At 69.5% G+C, this 16,327-nt stretch carries 17 protein-coding genes; 12 read left to right on the top strand and 5 right to left on the bottom strand.

Annotated elements, in window-relative coordinates; genetic code table 11:
- Window positions 1–20: 20 nt before the first annotated feature.
- From fxlM to ACIOEW_RS26400, 3 genes are all read left to right on the top strand, one after another.
- On the top strand, window positions 21–2,090 hold the full coding sequence (gene fxlM, locus ACIOEW_RS26410; protein ID WP_358979593.1) for a methyltransferase, FxLD system: 2,070 nt from the start codon (window positions 21–23) through the stop codon (window positions 2,088–2,090).
- A gap of 90 nt (window positions 2,091–2,180) precedes the next feature.
- Window positions 2,181–3,311 (top strand): hypothetical protein, encoded by a 1,131-nt coding sequence (locus ACIOEW_RS26405; RefSeq protein WP_352261351.1) that lies wholly within the window; start codon window positions 2,181–2,183, stop codon window positions 3,309–3,311.
- A 196-nt stretch (window positions 3,312–3,507) separates the two neighbouring features.
- Window positions 3,508–4,017: a topology modulation protein gene (locus ACIOEW_RS26400; protein ID WP_352261350.1), complete on the top strand. Its 510-nt coding sequence runs from the start codon at window positions 3,508–3,510 to the stop codon at window positions 4,015–4,017.
- An 82-nt stretch (window positions 4,018–4,099) separates the two neighbouring features.
- Here the strand turns inward: ACIOEW_RS26400 and ACIOEW_RS26395 are convergent, their stop codons facing one another.
- The 4 genes from ACIOEW_RS26395 to ACIOEW_RS26380 form a co-directional block, all read right to left on the bottom strand.
- Window positions 4,100–4,603: a DUF6924 domain-containing protein gene (locus ACIOEW_RS26395; RefSeq protein WP_327207797.1), complete on the bottom strand. Its 504-nt coding sequence runs from the start codon at window positions 4,601–4,603 to the stop codon at window positions 4,100–4,102.
- A 68-nt stretch (window positions 4,604–4,671) separates the two neighbouring features.
- Window positions 4,672–5,850 carry a cytochrome P450 gene (locus ACIOEW_RS26390; protein WP_401966415.1) on the bottom strand — a complete coding sequence of 393 codons (1,179 nt, stop codon included), beginning with the start codon at window positions 5,848–5,850 and terminating at the stop codon, window positions 4,672–4,674.
- Between the two features lie 4 nt (window positions 5,851–5,854).
- Window positions 5,855–7,033 carry an MAB_1171c family putative transporter gene (locus ACIOEW_RS26385; RefSeq protein WP_401966413.1) on the bottom strand — a complete coding sequence of 393 codons (1,179 nt, stop codon included), beginning with the start codon at window positions 7,031–7,033 and terminating at the stop codon, window positions 5,855–5,857.
- Complete coding sequence (locus ACIOEW_RS26380; protein ID WP_401966411.1) at window positions 7,030–7,572, bottom strand: regulator component; 543 nt, start codon at window positions 7,570–7,572, stop codon at window positions 7,030–7,032. The genes ACIOEW_RS26385 and ACIOEW_RS26380 overlap by 4 nt, the downstream gene beginning before the upstream one ends.
- A 344-nt stretch (window positions 7,573–7,916) precedes the next feature.
- Here ACIOEW_RS26380 and ACIOEW_RS26375 point away from each other — a divergent pair, with 344 nt between their 5' ends.
- Complete coding sequence (locus tag ACIOEW_RS26375) at window positions 7,917–8,759, top strand: helix-turn-helix domain-containing protein (protein ID WP_401966410.1); 843 nt, start codon at window positions 7,917–7,919, stop codon at window positions 8,757–8,759.
- Window positions 8,760–8,801: 42 nt separating this feature from the next.
- Here ACIOEW_RS26375 and ACIOEW_RS26370 read toward each other — a convergent pair whose 3' ends face one another.
- The gene (locus tag ACIOEW_RS26370; protein WP_093798523.1) at window positions 8,802–9,248 is read right to left on the bottom strand and encodes a Secondary metabolite protein; all 447 of its coding nucleotides are present in this window, start codon (window positions 9,246–9,248) and stop codon (window positions 8,802–8,804) included.
- Window positions 9,249–9,688: 440 nt separating this feature from the next.
- Here ACIOEW_RS26370 and ACIOEW_RS26365 point away from each other — a divergent pair, with 440 nt between their 5' ends.
- The 8 genes from ACIOEW_RS26365 (at window position 9,689) to ACIOEW_RS26330 (ending at window position 16,246) form a co-directional block, all read left to right on the top strand.
- Complete coding sequence (locus tag ACIOEW_RS26365; protein WP_124280846.1) at window positions 9,689–10,015, top strand: transcriptional regulator; 327 nt, start codon at window positions 9,689–9,691, stop codon at window positions 10,013–10,015.
- A 1-nt stretch (window position 10,016) separates the two neighbouring features.
- Entirely contained in the window at window positions 10,017–11,036 is a 1,020-nt protein-coding gene (locus ACIOEW_RS26360; RefSeq protein WP_358979573.1) for a hypothetical protein, read from the top strand.
- Window positions 11,036–11,740 (top strand): ATP-binding protein, encoded by a 705-nt coding sequence (locus ACIOEW_RS26355; protein WP_266413400.1) that lies wholly within the window; start codon window positions 11,036–11,038, stop codon window positions 11,738–11,740. The genes ACIOEW_RS26360 and ACIOEW_RS26355 overlap by 1 nt, the downstream gene beginning before the upstream one ends.
- Before the next feature lie 117 nt (window positions 11,741–11,857).
- On the top strand, window positions 11,858–12,424 hold the full coding sequence (locus ACIOEW_RS26350) for a WhiB family transcriptional regulator (protein WP_358979571.1): 567 nt from the start codon (window positions 11,858–11,860) through the stop codon (window positions 12,422–12,424).
- Window positions 12,421–13,485: a DUF2637 domain-containing protein gene (locus ACIOEW_RS26345; protein WP_401966407.1), complete on the top strand. Its 1,065-nt coding sequence runs from the start codon at window positions 12,421–12,423 to the stop codon at window positions 13,483–13,485. Before ACIOEW_RS26350 ends, ACIOEW_RS26345 begins: the two co-directional genes overlap by 4 nt.
- Before the next feature lie 102 nt (window positions 13,486–13,587).
- Complete coding sequence (locus ACIOEW_RS26340) at window positions 13,588–13,812, top strand: hypothetical protein (protein ID WP_003972986.1); 225 nt, start codon at window positions 13,588–13,590, stop codon at window positions 13,810–13,812.
- The gene (locus tag ACIOEW_RS26335) at window positions 13,809–14,474 is read left to right on the top strand and encodes a plasmid mobilization protein (RefSeq protein WP_401966405.1); all 666 of its coding nucleotides are present in this window, start codon (window positions 13,809–13,811) and stop codon (window positions 14,472–14,474) included. The genes ACIOEW_RS26340 and ACIOEW_RS26335 overlap by 4 nt, the downstream gene beginning before the upstream one ends.
- Complete coding sequence (locus ACIOEW_RS26330; protein WP_401966403.1) at window positions 14,474–16,246, top strand: relaxase/mobilization nuclease domain-containing protein; 1,773 nt, start codon at window positions 14,474–14,476, stop codon at window positions 16,244–16,246. Before ACIOEW_RS26335 ends, ACIOEW_RS26330 begins: the two co-directional genes overlap by 1 nt.
- Window positions 16,247–16,327 lie beyond the last annotated feature (81 nt).

Genomic DNA, 16,327 nt, shown 5'->3' with positions numbered 1-16,327 from the left:
CCCGACCGAAGGACTTCTCGATGTGTCCCGATCGCTGGCAGCAGCACAACATCACCTTCCCCGACCGGGACACCGGGCGACGGGCTGTCACGGAACGCCTCGCCCCCGTTCTGCTCGCCGCCGAGGCCGACGGGCAGCTCAGCGGCTGGTGGTTCATGAACAAGCAGCCCTGGCGCCTTCGGTACGTTGCCGACCAGCCGTCACCGACCGTGCTGACTCTGCTGGACGAGTGGGGGGCCGACGGCACCGCGCAGTCCTGCACGGCCGGGAACTACGAGCCGGAGACCGAGGCGTTCGGCGGTGCGGACGCCATGGCAGCCGCGCACGCCCTCTTCCACGAGGACAGCCGCCACCTGCTCACCTATCCCGTCAAGGACGGGCACCTGGGGCGGCGCGAGACCGCCATCCTGCTGATGAGCAGCCTGATGCGTGCCTCGGGTCTCGACTGGTTCGAGCAGGGCGACGTGTGGGCGAAGGTCTCCGCACTGCGCCCCGGTACCGGCACGCCCGGGTCCCCGCGCCTTACCTCGGCAATGCGGACCCTGATGACCACCGAAGCCCGCAGCCTGTGCCGCGAGCGCGGGCCGCTGGACGGCCACGGCGACTGGGTCGCCGCCTTCGAGCGTGTCGGCACCACGCTCGCCTACCTTGCCGCCCAGGGCGACCTGACCCGCGGACTGCGCGCCGTCATCGCGCACCACGCCATCTTCCACGCCAACCGTGCCGGTCTGCCGTCCGCCGACCAGGACACCCTGTTCAACATCGCACGAGAGGCAATCATGGGTTCGAGTGAAAACACCGCGTCAGCAACAGAATCAGGCTTTGCGGCCCATAGCGTCAGCACGGTGAACACCGACACACTCACCGCCCCCGGGGCCAACGCCGAACAGCTCCGCAACGCCCTGGTCGACCAGATCAAGGCCGACGGCCACGCCCGCACCCCCGCGGTCGAAGCCGCCCTGCGCACCGTGCCCCGGCACCTGTTCGTCCCTGACACCTCGCTGGCCGACGCCTACGACAACAGCCCGGTCAACGTGAAGTACGACCCCGAGGGCACCTCGATCTCCTGCGCCTCCCAGCCAGCCGTCGTCGCCCTCATGCTGGACCAGCTCGAAGCCCAGCCGGGCGAGCACATCCTCGAACTCGGCGCCGGCACCGGCTACAACGCCGCCCTGATCGGCCACCTCGTCGGCCCGAGCGGACACGTCACCACCATCGACGTCGATGACGACCTGGTCGAAGGCGCCCGAGCCCACCTCGCCGCCGCTGGAGCCACCAACGTCGAGGCCCTGACGCGCGACGGCGCCCTCGGCCACGCCGAAGGTGCCCCGTACGACCGGATCATCGCCACCGTCGGCGCGCACGGCATCCCCCACGCCTGGCTCGACCAGCTCGCCGAGGGCGGCCGACTCGTCACCCCGCAGCGACTCACGGGCAGCGTCTCGCGCTCCATCATCTACGTGGCGCGCGAAGGCCGGTGGCATTCGGTCGGCTCGGAGATGAACACCTTCATGCCGCTGCGCCGGGGCATCGCCGACGACGACCGCCGCGCCGTGCCGCTCAGCACGGACGGCGCCGTGCGCCTCCAGGCCCCGGCCGGACTGGCGCTCGACGCCGATGCCCTCGCCGGTGTTCTTGACCAGCCGCGCGTCGAGGTGTGGACGGGGATGACGGTCCGCGCCGGGGAGTCCCCGGAGTGGATGGAGCTGTTCGTCTCCTGCGTCATGCCGTCCGGGCTGATCCGGATGCTCTTCCCCCAGACCGCCAAGGGCACGGTGCTCACCGAGGACCCCTACCCCTCGGCCACGGCCGCTGTCGAGAAGGGCGCAGTCACCTACCTCGCCCGTCGGCCCTCCACGGAGAAGACCCCCGAGGGCGGCAAGCTCTGGGAGTTCGGTGTCATCGGCCACGGCCCCGGGGGCGACGAGCTGGCCGCCCGGGTCGCCGATGCCGTCCGCGCCTGGGATCGCGAGTACCGCGGCCGGGACGCCACGTTCGAGATCCTGCCGCTCGACGCGCCCGCCGTCGGGCAGCCCGGTGTCTTCGTTCTCGACACCCCGCTGAACCGCGTCCGCGTCACCTGGCAGTAGCTGATCCGCCTGCGTGGTGCCCGCCGACCGGCCGGCGGGCACCACGCGGCCCTTCCCCGCTCCTCGTCGTCTTCATCCCCGGGGGACCTCATGGACCTGAACGGACCCATAGCCCAGCGCTTTCCGCTCATCTACCGATTTCGACCCGCGTGCCTGCCCTTGCCCCGGCGCGTGCACGGCTTGGCCGAACTCGCCGACGCCGCAGCCGCAAAGGCTGACCAGGGCCTCGCCTCGGCCGTCTACAACCAGGCCGCCCTCATCGCCTCCGACCTAGGGCTGCCCGACCTCGCGCGGAAGATGTGCCACCAGCACGCCGCCGCCTACCTCCACGCCACCCCCCTGCCCGGCATGACCGCGATCCGCGCCCTCGAACCCGTGGTGAACCTCGCCCGCCTCCAGATCCGCGCGGGCGCCGCCGACGACGGGCGCCACCGTCTGCTGCACCTCTTCGACGCCGTCACCAAAGGCACCAGCGCTCAGTTCGAGGGGGTCCACGTCCCGGCCGACCTCACCCTCACCGACAGCGACCGCCACGAGGTGCGCACCTGGCTGTGGAAGGTAGTCCTGGCCGACGGCACCCGCACCCTGACCACGGCCAGCCGCTGGGCGGAGGCGCTGGCCCACATCGAGGAACACCGGGGCATCGGGCAGCGCATGCTGGACGGCCGCCAGGTCGCCGTCCTGGCCGCACTCAGCCACACCCCCACCGACGCCGCAGCGCTCATCACCATGACCACACCCGGAGAACGCTGGGAGAACGCCGTCACCGGCTGCCTCGACGTGATGTGCAGAAAGGCCCTTCGCGGCCCGGCCGTACCCCTCCTCGACACGCTGGTCGAGGACTACGTCGAGCACCAACCCGACCAGGGCATGACCGTCTTCGATACGCGCCTCGGCCTGACGATCCTGGGCCTGCTGGAGCCGCACCAGGAAGACGCAGCGCACCGGATGGTTGCAGAGCTCCACCGCCGGGCCGCCGCGGCGACCGACGGCTACGCCGCCCGTGAGTGTTTGGCTGACCACCGGTTCACCAGCCTCGCCGAGCCGCGCCAGCTCGAGGCGGCCCAACGGCTCGTCCGTGCATGCGCGCTGGGCAGCGGCAGCCTCCCCGAGCCCTGGCTCGCAAGGATGACAGAGGCATTGCGGGGCAGCGACGAGGTGATCCGCGCCAACGTCGAACACTCCCACCCTCAGCAGGAAGGGACTGGCGCACAGGGTTGAGGTGTAACGCTTGGGCAACCAGGGCAGCCCACCCTGCACCGCGCGTCGAGCACCAGGGGAGCCAGGGCGCGTGGCGACACTCATCGTCGGTAGGGGCTCTCTGAGCGACGAACTGAACAGGCAGGAGAGAGGCCAGACACAGCACGGCCCGCGAGTTGGCTCTCCGATCACCTCAACCTCTCTACCCTGGAGCACCATGAGGAAGGTCGCCATCGTCGGCTGCGGAGGCAGTGGCAAGTCCCACGTGGCCCGCGAGCTGGGCAGGATCCTCGACGCCCCGGTGACGCACCTGGACGCCGCGTTCTACGACGATGAGTGGAACGCGTTGCCCACGGACACGTTCACCGACGTGCAGCGCGAGCTGGTCTCGCAGCCGCGGTGGGTGATCGACGGCAACTACAACTCGACGCTGCAGGTACGGCTCGAAGCCTGCGACACGGTGGTCCTGATGGACGTGTCGACCGTGGCGGCCCTGTACGGGATCTTCTCCCGGCAGCTCCGGCACGGGGCCGGGCACAAGGGCAACGGAGTGCACAACCGCATCCACTGGGGCGTGATCAAGTACGTCGCCACGTATCGGCGCAAGATGCGACCCCGCGTGATGGCGAAGATCGAGGAGTTCGGCGCCGGCGCCGACGTGGTGCTGCTGGCCAACCGGCGCCAGACGCTCCGCTGGCTGCGGAAGGTGGCCGCCGAGCAGTCCTGACCGGCTCGCGCCCCGGTCAGGGGGTGCGGGATGAACGAGCCCAACCCGTCCTCTGCCGAGGAAACGGCCACCGCTGTTGCCGTCAGATGGGCCGCAGTACCTGATCAGGCTCTGCGGAAGCAGCCGCAGCGTACTCTGCGAAGTCCACGTTGCCGAGCGCCAGGTCAACCTGGACGCCGTGTACCGCGGCGGGCACGGCTCGAAACTCACGGGGCTCCGGCGACTCGATGAGTTCCTGGTAATAGACGGGGTCGAGGCCACTCACGTCCTCCCAGAGTGTCGACAGAGCCAGCAACGCCTGCTCCGGCGACTTCATCGTGTCGCGGTCAGCGAGGAAGACGACAATCAGGCCCCCATCCACCACGGCGGCAAGAACCTCGTCGGGCGTTGCTCCTGACCAAGCGGGCGCTTCGACCAACTGCACTGTTGCGGCAGTCTCACCGCCTGGCCCCCACGGGCGGCGCAACTCCCCAACCACCGCATTCCACGCCTCGTCGTCGCTGAAGTCGGTCCTGATGACGAGAACGTCGAACAAGTCGCGTCCAATCTCAGGCAGCACTCGCGCAGGGCCCTCCGGCATCGTCATGCCCAGCACTCTCACATGCCGCACTGACACCCAGCCCCTGCGGGAGTGATCCAGAAGAAACGTCCTAACTAGCTCAGGACGGGAAGCGAGGCCAGACCGCGTACAAGACGGGCGTGCCGCCACTGAAGCTGGTCGGGCGGTACGGCGAGCCGGAGGCCCGGGAACCGTGTCAGTACCGCGCGCAGCGCGATTTCGGCCTCGGCCTTGGCCAGGGGAGCGCCGACGCAGCGGTGGATGCCGTGCCCGAAGGCAAGGTGGCCGGCAGCGTCCCGGTTCGCATCGAGTTGGTCCGGTGAGGGGAACCGTTCTGGGTCGCGGTTGGCGGCTCCGAGGGCGACCAGGACCGGTGCGCCTGTCGGGATGTCGGTGCCGCCGAGCGTGATGGCCTCCGTGGTGTACCGGAAGGTGGCCGTGCTGACGGGGGAGTCGAATCGAAGCAACTCGTCCAGCACCGTAGGGATGTCGTTCGGGTTTTGGCGGAGGCGGTCGAGTTCGGCCGGGTGCTGGAGCAGGGAGAGGGTCGCGTTGCCGAGGAAGTTGGTGGTGGTCTCGTGGCCGGCCACGAGTAGGAGCACCGCGAGGGAGACCAGTTCCTCCTCACTGAGCCGGTCGTGGCCGTCGCGGGCCGAGATCAGGCGGTCGAGGAGCGATTTGCCGGGGCGTCGGCGCTTGGCGGCGATGAGGTCTGTCATGTAGTCGGCCAGGGAGTGCGATGCCGCGTCGATGACCTCTGGCTGTCCGGCCGCGAACAGTTCGCCGGACCAGCGCTGGATGTCGGGCCGGTCTTCGTCCGGTACTCCGAGCAGTTCGCAGATCACGATGACGGGTAGCGGGACGGCCAAGCCTGTCACGAAGTCGAAGGGCTCACCGACAGGCCACTGGTCCAGCAGGTCGTCGGTGACCCTGGCGATGAACGGGCGCAGTTCCGCGACCGCCCCGGTCGTGAACGCCTTGGTGACCAGCTTGCGCAGCCGGGTGTGCTCGGGCGGGTCGCTCGACAGCATGTTGTGCGCCACTGCGGGGTGGAGGCGCCGCTTTGATTCCTTGCCCGCGAAGAACGCGGAGGTGTCCTTCGAGAGCCGGGCGTCGGCGAGCGCTTCCCTGGCTTCGGCGTATCCGGTGACCAGGTAGCTGAGGCGCCCGCCGGACCCGCTGGGGACGGCCTGTACGGGGCATGCCGAGCGCATGGCCGCGTAAGTGGGGTAGGGGTCTTGGAGAAAGCGGGGGTCCTGAGTCGGGTCGGTCATGTCTTCAGGTTCCAATCGTTCGTGGCCGGCCGTCGACGCCGACACGCCCGACGTGGGCGTAGGCGTCGGCCACCAGGAGAAGCCACTGTGTGTCGGCCCGAAGATCCTCGCGGGCGGCGTCTACCGACGGAGGTGCGACTTCGTCCGCGTACCGGCCAGCCTTTGAGTCTGCCAGTGCAGCTCGAACCACAGCCGCCTCCACAGCGGCGGCGCCCTGCTCGGTAGCGGTGTGGAAGTTCGACGCCGCGCTCTCCTGCACCCTGCGCGACCGGTACGGCCGGAGGGCGAGGATGCCGTCGCTGATCTCGATGACGCGCCGCTGCAGACGGAAGTCGGAGTCGTCGGAAATGCCTTCGACGTCCTCGGCCGACGATAGGACGATCTGCGGCATCGCGGCTGACAGGTCTTGCCAGAGGGGGCGGAGCGACTCGAAGGACCGGGTTTCCCAGCGGCGACGGCGGGCTTGGTTGATCGGGTAGAGGACAGCGGGCCACGTGAGGCCGAGGCAGATCAGCAGGACGGCGAGTGCTGGGGAGGTGACGCTGAAGGCGCACGTCGAGGTCACGAGCGATGAGCACTGCGCGTGCGTTTCGTCGCCCAGTCCCAGACCGAGGCCGACGATGCGTGTCAGCTTGTAGACGACGTAGACGAGAGCGAACACGCAGCCTGCTGCGGCTACCCGCAACCCGCCCCGGATGCTGTCGCGCCGAGTCGCCTTCGACTGGCGTACGGCCTGCATCAGGAAGTCGACCACGGAGAACCCGAGGAACGAAATGTAGGGGAGTAGATAGAGCGCGTAGACCTGCGGAGAACGAGCTGTCAGCTGCTCGTAGGCGAACAGCCCGGTCATGGTGACGACCGACGCGGTGAGCAGGGCGAGACGGACCTTGATGCGCCGCCGCGCCTCGGAGGGTTCGAGGTTGAGCTGGAAGGAAACGGCCAGAACCGCTGTGGCGGCACCCAGAGAAGCGCAGTTACTCAGCAGCCGGCCGACGTGCGGCACGATCGACTCCGCGACGTTTCTGAACAGCGGCGCATAGGAGGCGAAGGCCATGGCGAAGGAGCCGAGAAGCGCGCCCATGGCCCAGGTACCGGTCGGACGGGGCGTTCCGCGTCCGAGCACCCAGTAGCCAGCTATCGACGCGAGCAACAACGCCATCCCGAGGAAGACAGCATTCGTCATGCGCGGAAGCGGCCTCTCCTGATGGGTTGGGCGAAGAGAGCTTCCCAGCTGTCCGGGCCCAGCTCGGGGCGGTGCGAAGGGGCCTCGCGTTCGCGGTAGATGCGTTGGCGGATGACCGTCGCCATCATCTCCGCCTCGCGTTCGTCAGCAGTCGAGTAACTCGTCCGCCCGGACATACGCATCACCAGCGTCGGGTTGACCCCCAGGGAGCGGGCCGTGTCCGCGTTGACCTCCACGCTTCCCGGATGGTCGCAGTACACATGGCACAGCTCGTGCGTGAGGATGTGCCGCTGGTGGTGGGCGGACGTGCCCTCCTCGTAGAAGAGGAGATCGGCGTCCGGGGTCTCGATTCTCATTCCGCACGGCGCATCGACCGCGCCGAGCGTGCTCAGCGGCTGCAGGACGATGGGCTTCCCGCGAAGCTCGGCTATGGCCTCGCTCAATTGGCGGGTGGTGAATCGGTGCGGCAGACGTAGGAGGTTGATCTGCTCTTCGCACGATGCGCGCAGTCGACGCGTGTCGACTTCTGGCAAGGACACGGTGCTCCCCTTCGGCCTCGGCGGTGCGTCAACTTGTGGGTCAACGGAAGCCCCGAGGATGCCAAGAGAAGGCAGGAACTCACGCTTCCTGGAAGTGGCAGTTCCGATTACGGATGGTCACTGACGCAGGGGGCGAACCTTCCCGGTCGCCAACTCCTCGCCGTTGGTCGGAAACGTAGGAGGCCGGTGATTCGGGCGCGAGGCGGCTCGCACTCTGAGTAGTTGATTACTTGATTATCCGTTATGTCTGACTACGCTGAATGACTGAACCATGATCGACCGGATGGGAGTTTGGGCGCCCTATGGCGCATGTCACCCAGTGAGCGCATCCTAGGCTCGCCCTTATGGACGTGCGGGGCGGGCGGGTCGCGGGTGGCGAAGGTGGCGGTGAGTCGCTGCCTGAGCTGCTGCAATCGTGGCGGCGGCGGGTGAATCCTGATGAGATCCCCGGGCTGACCTCTCCGGGCCGTAGGGCAAAGGGCCTGACGCAGCGTGACGTGGCTCGACTGACCGGGGTGAGTGAACGCTGGTACGGGGCGCTGGAGCGGGGCATGGAGGCCAAGTACTCCGCTGACTTTCTCGATCGACTCTCGTCGGCGCTGGGGCTGAGTCGCGCTGAGCGCGATGCCCTGTACCTGATGGCGGTGGGCCATCCGCCGGTGGTCGCCGCGGTTCCGGAGGCCGGTGCGGCGGCGGAAATGGACGAGGTGCTGCAGCGGTTTCTGGACGGCCAGGCCCCCGATCCCGCCTTCGTGACGGACCTCGCCTGGAACGTGATCGGCTACAACGAACCGCTGCTGGACTGGTTTCCGTGGGCGGCTCACCAGGCGAATCAGATGCGGTGGGCGTTCCTGAGTCCGGAGGCCCGCGAGCAGCTCGTGAACTGGGAGCAGGACTGGGCCCGCTCCTACCTAGGGCAGATCCGCTACGAGCGCGCCCGCCATCCGGACCACGAAGCGCTGCAACAGCTGGAGCGCGACATCCTCACGAGTTCCCCGGCCGCACGGCAGATGTGGGACCGCCGCGAGGTGGTTGAACACGCCGACGGAGACCTGCGCAAGCTTCGACTTCCCCACCATCGGGGTCGAGAAGTCGGTGTGCGGATCATGGCTCTGCGGCCCATGCGCAGCGACCTCCTCCGGGTGATCGTGCTGATGGAAACCGACTCTGAACCTGCCGAGGCGTGATCGACGGGAGCGGTGCGCTCTGCTCGGTGTGCGGCCAAGCCCTTACTTGTCGTCGAGCAGTCCCGACGCTTCCGACTCGTCGGGCATTCCTTCCAGTCTTCGGGCCTGGTCGATCACGGTGTTCACCATGTTCAGGCTCGAAGCGCTGAGACCGTTCGCGCGCAGAGCGACCCGACGCACCCCCTGGTCGCGCATGGCGGCGACCAACTGGATCTCGGCACGCTGGCGCTCCGCCTCCTCCTCGTCGAAGAAATAGCCCGGGTTCACGCCGAAGAAGCCGGCCAAGGCACGGATGGTCTGCATCTTCGGGTTCGAGTTGGTGCCGGTGCGAAGCTGCTGGATGGCGCTCGCGGAGATGGTGACGCCGGAGGTGTCACGGATGCCCTGCGAGACCTCCGCGTAGGTGTAAGGGCCGCGTCCCTTCGGGTGCACCTCTCGGAACAGGTAGTCGAGCAACTCCGAGAAGGTGCGCTCGCGCGATTCGGTCATCTCCAGATCTCCGTCATGGCGGCCATCATATCCACCTCAGTGGTGATCATGGCCGGTCAGGTTCAGTACCTCGCCATTGCAGTTGACGGAAGGGCGTAACTGCAATGTACGTTGTGCGTTGTCAGCATCCATTGCAGTGTTCCGCTGCTGGTGAGGGCTGGTCTATAGAAGCTGGACTTGGGCCGAGGGTCGCCATATGGTCCTGGTGCCCACAGGCGGAGATCACTGGCCGACGGAACAGCCGGGAGGGGAAGGAGACGAGCCCGCGCGGGTCATGAAGACCGCAGAGTGCACAGGGGTGGATGAGACCGGCGCCCGGGAGCTACCAACTCCCGAGCACCGGGCCGACACCCCGAGGGGTACCGATCCACATCTCGCGGGCGGCGGGGCTTTTGCACGAGAACCGCCGCACCGCGTTCCTACGAACAACGGAGTATCACATGCTCGCCACGCCGAGCGTCAACCCAGCCTGCCCGGATACCCAACGACAGCACCGCCTCGCTGCTCAGCTCGCAGAGATGATCCCGGGCGCGGCCACGATCCGAGTCAGCCTCACCGACCCGAGCCGGGCGTGGCCCCACCCGCGTGCCGCTATCCGGGACGAGGGCGGAAAGGCCCTGGAGGTGAGCCGGACGACGGCGACGGTCGCCGCCCGCTGGATCCTGCGGGTCTGGCCGGAGGCGGACTGGACCCGGCCGCACACCTTCGACATCCAGCGCGCCGCCCTCACATGCAGCGACCTGGTCGCCACCGGTCGGAGCCGCTGACATGGCCCGGATACGCACCATCAAGCCGGAGGCGTTCTTCTCCGAGTCGCTCGCCGAAGTGAGCGTCGAGGCCGAGCGGACCTTCTTCGGTCTCCTCACGCAGGCTGACGACCACGGACGGCACCGCGACAACGCCGCGATCATCGCTGGGCTCCTGTGGCCCCTGCGCGCCGAGCACACCTCGGTCCACGTCGAGGACGATCTCCACCAGCTCGCGAGCGCCGGCCTGATCTGCCGGTACACCGGCTGCGACGGCCGCCGCTACCTCCACATCGTGACCTGGTCCGAGCACCAGAAGATCGACAAACCGAGCCAGTCCCGCCTGCCCTCGTGCCCGCAGCACCAGGCTGCCGGCCGGTGCGGCCCCTGCAAGGGCAACTGCACCAAGCAGACCGAGGGATCGCCCACCACTCCCGGAGGACTCGCCGAGACCTCGCCGAACGCTCCCCGACCCCTCGATCTGCCCGCCCAGGCCACCTCGACGTCTTCCGGGCACGCGATTGTGTCCCCGGCCGACCGGCAGGCAGCCACCGATCACTTGGTCGACGTCGCTGGCAGCTCCCGATCGGAAACCCCAGGTCAGGAGGCATTCCCCAAGGACTCCCCGAACCTTCCCCGAAGCCTGCCCGAAGGCTCGGCGCCTGGATCTAGGATCTTGGATCCTGGATCTTCTCTCCCTACGGGGCGCACCGCGCCCGCAGCCGGCATCTCCGCCAAGGACCTCGTCGGGGAGTACGTCGCCGGGTGCGACCAGCGCCCCCCGAACGACGTGATCGGGCACCTCGGACGGATCATCAAGAAGCTCCTGGACGAGGGCATCGCACCGACGCACATCCGAGCCGGGCTGGCGAATTTCACGGCCAACCCCAAGCACCCGAGCGTACTGACCAGCATGGTCAACGAGGTGATGAACGCTCGCCCCGGCGGTCTGGCGCGGCCGGGAATCCGGCCTAACGTGCCCGCCCACCAGGCGTGGACCAACCCGGCCAACGCGTCTGCCGCCTACGCCGAGGAGCTGTGATGCACACCCGTCACCGTGAACCGCAGCTCCTCGGCAACGAAGCCACACTGGAGCGCATGGCCAGGATCCTGGCCGCCCGCAACATCGACCCGGCCGATGCCGCGCTGCCGGACGACGCCGAGCCCTTCTCGCCGCTGGACGCCCTGCTCGCCGGGATGCCTCCGCGCTATCAAGCGGCTGTCGCCGACCACCCCACGGTCCTGGAGTGGGTCCGGAAGGTCACCGACGCGGCCGTCGCCCCCAGCCGAGGAGGCCGACGACAGGTCACCACCGGACCTAGCCTGCTGATGGCCGGGGTCGTCGGCGCGGGCAAGACACACCAGGCGTACGGCGCAGTCCGAGCGCTGGTCAAGAGTGGGGTCGGTGTTCGCTGGCGCGCGACCACCGCTGCCGACCTCTACGCCGATCTCCGCCCCCGGCCCGGGGTCGACAGCGAGCGGCAGCTGGCAGCCGTCAGCCGCTGCCCGCTGCTGATCATCGACGACCTCGGCGCGGCCAAGGCGAGCGAGTGGGTCGAGGAAGTGACGTACCGGCTGATCAACCGGCGGTACAACTACGAACTCCCCACGCTGATCACGACCAACCTGGCGATCAAGGACCTGCGCTCCTACCTCGGGGATCGCGTCGCCAGCAGGCTCGCGCAGATGACCACCCGAGTCGAGTTCGAGGCCGTCGACCGCAGACGCCACAGCGCCGCCGCCTGACCCACCGCAGGCCACCCCGCCGGACCGCGTCCTCGCAGCGCCGTCCCCCGGGCACCTACCGCCAGCGCACCTCTCCGCCGACGCCCCTGCGCGCGGAGAGCGATCGGAGCACCCCGCATGACCAGCACGATGAACGGCCCCGCCCACCACCGTCAGCTCGGCGACCAGACCTGGCAGGCCGACGCCGTCTGCCAGAGCACCGAGTACAACCCGGTGGACCCCGAAGTCTTCTTCCCCGAACCTGACGAGACCACCAAGATCGCCACCGCCAAGGCCCTGTGCGGCCAGTGCGCGGTCCGCCGAACCTGCCTGGACGCCGCTCTCGAAGGGGGTGACACCGACGGGATCCGTGGCGGCCTGACGGAGGAGGAGCGCGGGCCGCTGCACGACAAGCTCGCCAGCCGCCTCGACTACAGCCGCGTCAATGCCACCATCGCCGGGCGCGACGTGCACCTCACCCATGCGGAGCGCCGCGCGGTCGAGTACGCGGCCTACCGCCACGGGGTGAGCGAGCAGCGCCTGGCCTGGCTTCTGAAGGTCACCGAGGAGCACGCCAAAAAGCGATACCGCGAGATCCGCCGGGCCGAGCGCAACCGAACCCTGAACCAGCCCACCACGAACACCCCATCCCCCGAGACCAGCGGCGAGCGCCTGATCCGCGACGACTTCGGGACGGCGGCATGAACACCGCAAGCGCGCCGAAGACGGTGCACATATCCGGGTGGGACCGCGCGGCTGTCGTGGCCCTCGGGGGCGCGGGATGCGCGCTCTCGTACGACGCCCTGCAGCAGACGGCCGTCGCCATCCATATCCGAGGCTTCCTTACCTACCTGTTCCCCCTGGTGATCGACGGGTTCATCGCCTACGGCATCCGAGCCCTCCTGGTCCTGCGCAACGCACCCCTGCGCGCCCGGCTCTACGTCTGGACGCTCTTCGGCACGGCCACCGCCGCCAGCATCTGGGCCAACGCACTCCACGCGGTGCGCATCAACCAGGACACGGTCGCCGGCACCGGCCTCCGGCTCGGTGACGCGGTGGTCGCGGTGCTCTCCACCATCGCCCCGCTCGCACTGGCCGGAGCAGTCCACCTCTACATCCTCATTGCCCGGGGCCCGGTCAAGGACACTGACCGGCAGAACGTCGGTCAGCGCGGTCACCTCGGTCAGACCGACCGGGGTGACATCGAGGTCACCCGGACCGGCCGAGCCGGTCAGCAGCGGTCAGCGGCCGGTCAGGTCAAGTCCGGTCAGCCGGTCACCGCTCTGACCGACCGGCTGCCGCTGTCCCCGACCGACGAGGACACCGCCACCCGGTCAGCGACCGGAGACTCGACCCCGGCCACCAGCGGCCAGTCGGTCACCGACCACCGCAACTGGAGCCACCGTGCCCCTGACCTGCCGGGACAGGCGGACAAGGGGCGGACGGTCGCTGACCGCCCCGACAGTGCGGCCCCGGTCGGTGATGGCCAGGGCAGCCCGGCGGCGGTCATTGCCCCGCCGGTCACCTCGCCGCCGGTCACTGACCGGGCCGCTCGGCCGACTGATGACCGGCGTCCTGACCCAGACACCGAGGAGCTGCTGAAGATCGCCCGGTCGGCGGTCAGGGCCGAGGACAAACTGACCCGCAAGGTGGTCGCCCAGGCGATCCGAGGTCAGCAGATCCCGCTGTCCAGCGACACCCTGACCGCGCTGATGGCCCAGCTGCGCGAGCAGCACCGCCAGCCGGTCACCTCCTCCCGGCCCTGACCGAACATCCACGGAGTGGGTGACCAAGCCGGTCACCCCGGCCGGTCACCCGCTCCGCATGTCTCCGAGACACCCCGCCACAGCAGAAGCGGAGAGCACCCGATGCGCACTCACCCGGCCACGCCCGCCGAAGTCGACTCCTGGCTGACCGTCCTGCACCAGCACGGACACCTCCACCGCGCCCAGTCCGGCCCCGACACCACCTGGATCGTGCAACGCGAACAGCACGACCGGCCCTGGACCCTGCACCACCCCGTCCTGGCCATGGACTGGATCGAGGAACTCGTCCGCGAAATCCAGCAGCAGGACCCGGAGACAAGCCGGTGAACACCAACGACCCGGTGGCCACCCCCGCTGGACAGCAGCGTGACCCCACCACGGCTCCTGGCGGAGCAAGCTATCGCGTACGACGGTCCTACGGCCCGTCGTACGCACTTGCCCCCGCCCGGGAGGGCGGGGGAAGCCCGGCTGGTCCCCGAGCGAGGGCGCACGGGGACCAGCCGGGCAACCGGCACCAGGGGGCGCCGGTCACCGGGGGAGAAGCCGGCCGCGACGACCACCGCGAGCAGCCGAGCCCGAGCACGCCCGCCTACCCCGACCGCAAACCGCGCCGCCGCACCCGCAACCCCAGCGAGCGCACCCGCAAGACGACCACCCGCCTCTCCGACACCGAGAAGACCGAGATCGCCGAGGCCGCCACCAAGCGCGGCGTCACCGTCGCCCGCTTCCTCGCTGTCTCCGGCCTGAACGCCGCCCGCGGATGCGCCGCCGTGCACAGCAACGACCAGCTCGACGCCGCCATCGACGAACTCGCCGCACTGCGCACCGCGCTGGCCCGGATCGGCAACAACATCAACCAGATCGCCTTCGTCCTTAACAGCGGTGGCCACCCGCGCGCCGGTGAACTCGAACACGCGCTGGGCGCGCTGACCGGACTTCTCGCCCGCGTCGATGACGCGGCGAACGACCTCGTGACCCGGCGGCTGTGATGGTTCCCGACATCGGACGCGGCTCCCGCACCCACGGCCTCCTCGTCTACCTGTACGGCCCCGGACGGCGCGAGGAGCACACCGACGCGCACCTCGTCGGCTCCTGGGACGGCTTCGCCCCCGACCCCGGCCGCGACACCGGCCTCGACCCCGACCCGAAGGTCACCCTCGCCCGGCTCACCGCCGCCCTGGACCTGCGGGTCAAGCAGGCCGGCGACCGCGCGCCCGCCAAGCACGTCTGGCACTGCTCGGTCCGCACCGCCCCCGGGGACCGGCGGCTGGACGACGAGGAGTGGAACGCCGTCGCCCAGCGCATCGTCCACGCCACCGGCATCGCCCCGGCGGGAGACCCCGACGGCTGCCGGTGGATCGCCGTCCGCCACGCGGAAGACCACATCCACATCGTCGCCACCCTCGTACGCGGCGACCTGCGCAACCCGCGCCTGAACTACGACTTCAACAATTCCCAGGCCGAATGCCGCCGCATCGAGAAGGAGATGGGCCTGCGGCGCCTGAACGCGGGCGACGGAACCGCAGCGAAGAATCCCAGCAGCGCCGAGAAGTTCAAGGCCGAGCGCACCGGCCGCCCGGAGACCTCGCGCGAGACGCTCCGCGAGGCCGTTCGTCGAGCCGTGGCGGGAGCGGATTCGGAAGAGGAGTTCTTCACGCGGCTCCGAGAGGCGGGGGTGCGGGTGAAGCTGCGGCACGCTCCGTCCGGTGACGCGCTCGGCTACAACGTGGCCCTGCCCGGCGACCGCAACCGCGACGGAGACCCGGTCTGGTACCCCGGCTCCAAACTGGCCCCCGACCTCTCCCTTCCGAAGATCCGCCTACGCCTCATCGACCGGGCCGCCGAGCCGAGCGCGCCCGCGGTCGGCGCTGACCGGACGAACTGGTCACCGCCCGCCCGTCAACGACGCAACGCAGTCGTCATCGCAGAGCGCTCGGCCACGCTCCTGGAACGCGACGAGGAAGGCGAGGCCGCCCCCCAGCTTGTCGGCGTCGGAGAACTACTCGACGCGGTGGCCCAGACCTCACCGGCCACCACCCGCGCCGAGCTGGCCGCCGCAGCCCGCGCCTTCGAGCGGGCGACCCGCAGTCATGTCCGCGCCGAACGCGCCGACACCCGGGCTCTCCGCTCAGCCGCCCGGGGCATTGTCCAGGCCGGCGGGGCGCTCGGCCGAGGCGAGGACGGCGGCACCACCGCCATGCTCGTCTCCACCCTCGTCCTGGTCACCCTCGCCGCCGCCCGCTGGCACTCCGCGCGTGGACACGCCCAGCAGGCCCACGCCTCCCGACAAGCCGCCGCGCACCTGCGCACCGCCTACCGGCAGGCCGCCGCCACCCCGATGCGAGTGCTGCACGACCAAGGTCGGGCCCTTCCAGAAGCCCAGCGCCGCATGCACGAAGCCACCCTTCGCGCCGTCCTGCCGGAGAAGGTCGTACGGGCAGGAGGCACGGAAGCGAGGACCGACGCCTTGGTCGCCACCCTCGCCCAGGCCGAGCGGGCAGGCCATGACTCCGAGGCCCTCCTGCGCCAGGCCATCGACATGCGCGAACTCGACAGTGCCGATGACGTGAACGACGTCCTCGTCTGGCGCCTGCGGCGCATCGCCCAGCTCCCGGCACACCCGGGTGACGGTGCCCGTCGACCGCAGGCCGCCACCCGCCAGGCCACCACGCCGAGCAGCCGCACCAGTGAACGAAAGGCGACGGCAGCCGCACCGCTCGGGACTGTTCAAGACCCCAACCGCCGCTCACCACGTCGCTGAACAGGTCGAACCGGTAGTCGACCACCGACCGAGCGGACGCCGCGAAATGTATGGACAGCCGGTTCCACCGGCTGTTACGGA

The sequence above is a fragment of the Streptomyces sp. NPDC087901 genome, from assembly GCF_044742205.1.
Classification (GTDB): domain Bacteria; phylum Actinomycetota; class Actinomycetes; order Streptomycetales; family Streptomycetaceae; genus Streptomyces.
Note: the sequence above shows the minus strand (reverse complement) of the source record. Positions and strands in the feature narration are given on the sequence as shown.

Coding starts and splice junctions, on each gene's coding strand:
- fxlM (WP_358979593.1), top strand. CDS start 21: ATGTGTCCCGATCGCTGGCAGCAGCACAACATCACCTTCCCCGACCGG.
- ACIOEW_RS26405 (WP_352261351.1), top strand. CDS start 2,181: ATGGACCTGAACGGACCCATAGCCCAGCGCTTTCCGCTCATCTACCGA.
- ACIOEW_RS26400 (WP_352261350.1), top strand. CDS start 3,508: ATGAGGAAGGTCGCCATCGTCGGCTGCGGAGGCAGTGGCAAGTCCCAC.
- ACIOEW_RS26395 (WP_327207797.1), bottom strand. CDS start 4,603: ATGACGATGCCGGAGGGCCCTGCGCGAGTGCTGCCTGAGATTGGACGC.
- ACIOEW_RS26390 (WP_401966415.1), bottom strand. CDS start 5,850: ATGACCGACCCGACTCAGGACCCCCGCTTTCTCCAAGACCCCTACCCC.
- ACIOEW_RS26385 (WP_401966413.1), bottom strand. CDS start 7,033: ATGACGAATGCTGTCTTCCTCGGGATGGCGTTGTTGCTCGCGTCGATA.
- ACIOEW_RS26375 (WP_401966410.1), top strand. CDS start 7,917: ATGGACGTGCGGGGCGGGCGGGTCGCGGGTGGCGAAGGTGGCGGTGAG.
- ACIOEW_RS26370 (WP_093798523.1), bottom strand. CDS start 9,248: ATGACCGAATCGCGCGAGCGCACCTTCTCGGAGTTGCTCGACTACCTG.
- ACIOEW_RS26365 (WP_124280846.1), top strand. CDS start 9,689: ATGCTCGCCACGCCGAGCGTCAACCCAGCCTGCCCGGATACCCAACGA.
- ACIOEW_RS26360 (WP_358979573.1), top strand. CDS start 10,017: ATGGCCCGGATACGCACCATCAAGCCGGAGGCGTTCTTCTCCGAGTCG.
- ACIOEW_RS26355 (WP_266413400.1), top strand. CDS start 11,036: ATGCACACCCGTCACCGTGAACCGCAGCTCCTCGGCAACGAAGCCACA.
- ACIOEW_RS26350 (WP_358979571.1), top strand. CDS start 11,858: ATGACCAGCACGATGAACGGCCCCGCCCACCACCGTCAGCTCGGCGAC.
- ACIOEW_RS26345 (WP_401966407.1), top strand. CDS start 12,421: ATGAACACCGCAAGCGCGCCGAAGACGGTGCACATATCCGGGTGGGAC.
- ACIOEW_RS26340 (WP_003972986.1), top strand. CDS start 13,588: ATGCGCACTCACCCGGCCACGCCCGCCGAAGTCGACTCCTGGCTGACC.
- ACIOEW_RS26330 (WP_401966403.1), top strand. CDS start 14,474: ATGGTTCCCGACATCGGACGCGGCTCCCGCACCCACGGCCTCCTCGTC.